Genomic DNA, 3,582 nt, shown 5'->3' with positions numbered 1-3,582 from the left:
TGCGACCCGAGCCCCGGCCCCGAGGCTGCGATAGGCTCCCGGCGAGCGTTCTACCGCCCGTCGAGAGACCCGTGACCCACCACCGCTACCACTTCGAGCCCGCCGATCACGAGCCCCAGCTACGCGCCGTGCTGGGTGAGCTGGAGCAGCTCGACGTCATCACCCCCCGGGAGCTGGACCGCATCGTGCGCCTCTACCCCAAGGCCGACGGCGCGGTGCTCTCCAAGAGCGAGCTGATCCGCGGCTACCGCTGGCTCGAACGGCGGGCGGGCCGGGATCCGGATGCCGGCGACCTGATCCCGCGGCTGCGCAAGAAGCCCGTGCGCACCCTCAGCGGGGTGGCCACGGTGACGGTGCTCACCAAGCCCTTCCCCTGCCCCGGGCGCTGCATCTTCTGCCCCAACGACGTGCGCATGCCCAAGAGCTACCTCTCCGACGAGCCCGGGGCCCAGCGGGCGGCCCAGCACGCCTTCGATCCCTACCTCCAGACCTACTTCCGGCTGCGCGCCCTGTCCAATATCGGCCACCCGGTGGACAAGGTGGAGCTCATCGTCCTCGGCGGCACCTGGTCCTTCTACCCGGAGGCGTACCAGATCTGGTTCGTGCTGCGTTGCTTCGAAGCTCTCAACGACTTCGTCCCCGCCACCGCTGGCGCCGAGGATCCCGCATCGGCCCTGGCTCCGGGGGCGCTGCCCTTCGAGGAGCTAGCCCTGCATCAGCGCCCGGAGACCCCAGCCCTGGCCAACACCAGGTCCGACGAGGGCGCCGACGCCGACGGGGCAAGGGAGAGCGAAGAACCGGCCACCATCAACGACCGCGCGGGTTACAACCGCACCGTCGCCCGCTTCCTCCGCCAGCACCACGACGGAAGGCTTCTGGACACCTCCGAGGCCGCCACCTGGGAGCAGCTGGAGGCCGCCCAAAACACCAACGAAGGCGCCGCCGCCCGCTGCGTCGGGCTGGTGCTGGAAACCCGTCCGGACCACCTCGCCGAGGACGAGGTGCTGCGCCTGCGCCGCCTCGGCGCTACCAAGGTGCAGATCGGCTTCCAAAGTCTCTCGGACGAGGTCCTGGCCCTCAACCACCGCGGCCACGACGTCGCCGCCACCCGCCGCGCCGTCACCCTGCTGCGCCACGCCGGCTTCAAGCTCCATGCCCATTGGATGCCCAACCTCTATGGCTCATCGCCGGAGCTCGACCTGGAGGACTTCCAGCGCATCTTCGATCAGCCGGAGCTGCGCCCCGACGAGCTCAAGATCTACCCCTGCAGCCTCATCGAGAGCGCCGAGCTGATGGATTATTACCGCCGCGGTGACTGGCGCCCCTACACCGACGACGAGCTCACCGACGTGCTGGTGGGCTGCCTGGAACGGGTGCCGCCGTGGTGCCGCATCACCCGCGTGATCCGCGACATCCCGTCCCAGGACATCGTCGTCGGCAACCAGCGCACCAACTTTCGCCAGCTGGCGGAGCAGGCTTTGGCCCGTCGCGGTGGATGCTGCCGTGACATCCGCAGCCGCGAGGTGCGGGGCCGCCAGGTGCGGGGAGAGGGGCTGCATCTACGAGCCCACGCCTACTCCACCGGCGTGGGAGAAGAAGTCTTCCTGGAATATGTCGACGGCGAGGAGCGCATCGCCGGCTTCCTGCGTCTCTCGCTGCCCGAGGGGGAGAGCTTCGTCGAGGAGCTGAAGGAGAGTGCGGTGATCCGCGAGGTCCACGTCTACGGCGCCCTGGCGGGCCTCGGCGAGGCCGCCGAAGGCCGCGCCCAACATCAAGGCCTGGGCCGCCGGCTCATCGAAGAGGCCGCCCGCCGCGCCGCTACCGCCGGCTATCGCAACCTGGCGGTGATCTCCGCCATCGGCACCCGCGAGTACTACCGCCGCCAGGGCTTCCGGGACGGTCGGCTCTACCAACACCGGGGCTTGAACGGGGCCTCGGGCGGCGGCTAAACCTGCCGGCGCCCGAGGAACCATCGGTCCCAGGTGCTCCTAGGAAACCGCCAGCTGGCGCTCCAGCTGCTCCCGGCGCTGCCACAATTCAGCCCAGCGCTGCCGCGCCCGGATCAGCAAGAGCCCCGCGGCGACCACCAGCGTTCCCCCCAGGGCCGTCGCCGTCAACGCCGCGGAACGCATCTCGGGGTAGATCACCGCCAGCGCCAAGGCACCCAGGGTGAAGGCGCTACAGGCGAGGAGGGCGAGCCAGGAAGCCGTCAGGCGCTGGCGAGCGAAGAGCACCTTGCGGCGGGTCAGCGTGTGGGAGAAGAACACCGCCCACCCCACCGCTACCACGAGCATGGCGGCGAAGGCGACATGAGTGCGGAGTGGCAGGTCCGGCTCGGTGAGCCACAGCGACGCCACCACCACCGCCACCAGGACGTCGGCGAGGAGCAGGAGCGCGTAGAGTCCGCGGCGAACCGGCGACAGCTCCTCCCCCAAACGCCGGCGCATCTCGGCGACGGAGGGTCGGGGGGAGCCGCTCTCGAGAGTGGGAGTGGGAGTGGGGGTCGCAGAATCTGTCGGTCTCATCATCGGTCTCCTTCGCTCAGCAAGGCGCGGCGCAGGCGGGTCCGAGCCCGGTGCAGACGGGATTTCACCGTCCCCACCGGGATCTCCAGCACCTCCGCTACTTCCTGCAGGCTGAGCTCGTGCAAATAGAAAAGGGTGACGGTCTCCCGCTCGGCTAGCGCCAGCTCGGCAACCGCATCGTGGAGCTGCTCCAGTGACTCCAGCTGCGTGAGGGCTAGCTCCTGGCCGGTAGCCGAATCCGAGACCGGATCCACCGGCTCGTCTTCGAGGGAGACCCAATCCGCCTCGGCATATCGGCGACGCAGCCGATCCATCACCGCTCGGCGGGCGATGGAGAACATCCAGGACACGAGCTTGGCCGGATTCCGAAGACCGGGCAGGCCGCGGAGGATACGGAGCCAGATGTCCTGCATCAGCTCTTCCGCCGCCGCCGGGTCCTGCATCATGCGGACGACGAACCGCCACAGCGGTCCATGCCAGCGCTCCACCAGCTGATCAAAGGCCTGGGCCTCTCCCAGCTGGCAGCGGATCGCCAGCAGCTCCGCCTCGGCGGTTCGTTTGTCTTCTTCGGGATTCGGTTTCATATCCTTCGCCTCCACTTCAGTAGTCGGAGGGCGAAGGAAAAGGTTCGCGCCGGAATCAGTCGGCCATCGGCCCTCAATCTCTCAAGGGAACCGGCAGCCCGTCGAGGCTGCGGGCGTTCTTCTCCTGCCGATAAGCTTTGAGCTCTTCCTCGTTCTTGGCGTCCAGATAGCCCTGCAGCGTCTTGCGGTCCCCCAGCAGCTCCATCCGCGGCACGCCGTAGCCGCAGGAGGTCTGCACCAGCTCCACCTCCGCCACGATGATCTGCCGAGTGCCGTGGAAGGCCTCGAAGTGCGGCACCAGCTCATCCCACTCTTTCGCTCCCGGCAGCACCGCGCGGCCCCGGCCGTAGAGCCGCAGGATCAAGGGTTTGGGACCGAAGGAGCAGAACATGAAGGTGATCCGGCCGTTTTCCTTCAGGTGGGCGGCGGTCTCGTTGCCGCTGCCGGTGAGGTCGAGGTAGGCCACCCGCTGG

At 68.6% G+C, this 3,582-nt stretch carries 4 protein-coding genes; 1 reads left to right on the top strand and 3 read right to left on the bottom strand.

Features of this window, described 5'->3' with window-relative positions:
* Positions 1 to 71: 71 nt before the first annotated feature.
* Positions 72 to 1,949 (top strand): tRNA uridine(34) 5-carboxymethylaminomethyl modification radical SAM/GNAT enzyme Elp3, encoded by a 1,878-nt coding sequence (locus SX243_25560; GenBank protein MDY7096357.1) that lies wholly within the window; start codon positions 72 to 74, stop codon positions 1,947 to 1,949.
* 39 nt (positions 1,950 to 1,988) lie between these two features.
* Here SX243_25560 and SX243_25555 read toward each other — a convergent pair whose 3' ends face one another.
* The 3 genes from SX243_25555 to SX243_25545 form a co-directional block, all read right to left on the bottom strand.
* Positions 1,989 to 2,528: a transmembrane transport protein gene (locus SX243_25555; protein ID MDY7096356.1), complete on the bottom strand. Its 540-nt coding sequence runs from the start codon at positions 2,526 to 2,528 to the stop codon at positions 1,989 to 1,991.
* Positions 2,525 to 3,109 carry an RNA polymerase sigma factor gene (locus SX243_25550; protein MDY7096355.1) on the bottom strand — a complete coding sequence of 195 codons (585 nt, stop codon included), beginning with the start codon at positions 3,107 to 3,109 and terminating at the stop codon, positions 2,525 to 2,527. Before SX243_25550 ends, SX243_25555 begins: the two co-directional genes overlap by 4 nt.
* Positions 3,110 to 3,182: 73 nt before the next feature.
* The coding region (locus SX243_25545; protein MDY7096354.1) for a pyridoxamine 5'-phosphate oxidase family protein at positions 3,183 to 3,582 on the bottom strand (400 nt) is incomplete at its 5' end.

The sequence above is a fragment of the Acidobacteriota bacterium genome (assembly GCA_034211275.1).
GTDB lineage: Bacteria > Acidobacteriota > Thermoanaerobaculia > Multivoradales > JAHZIX01 > JAGQSE01.
The sequence above is the reverse complement of the archived record's forward strand: the minus strand, read 5'-3'. Positions and strand labels throughout refer to the sequence as shown.

What these genes read in the sequence shown, in the direction of transcription:
- SX243_25555 (MDY7096356.1), bottom strand. Translation starts at nt 2,528, where the DNA reads ATGATGAGACCGACAGATTCTGCGACCCCCACTCCCACTCCCACTCTC.
- SX243_25550 (MDY7096355.1), bottom strand. Translation starts at nt 3,109, where the DNA reads ATGAAACCGAATCCCGAAGAAGACAAACGAACCGCCGAGGCGGAGCTG.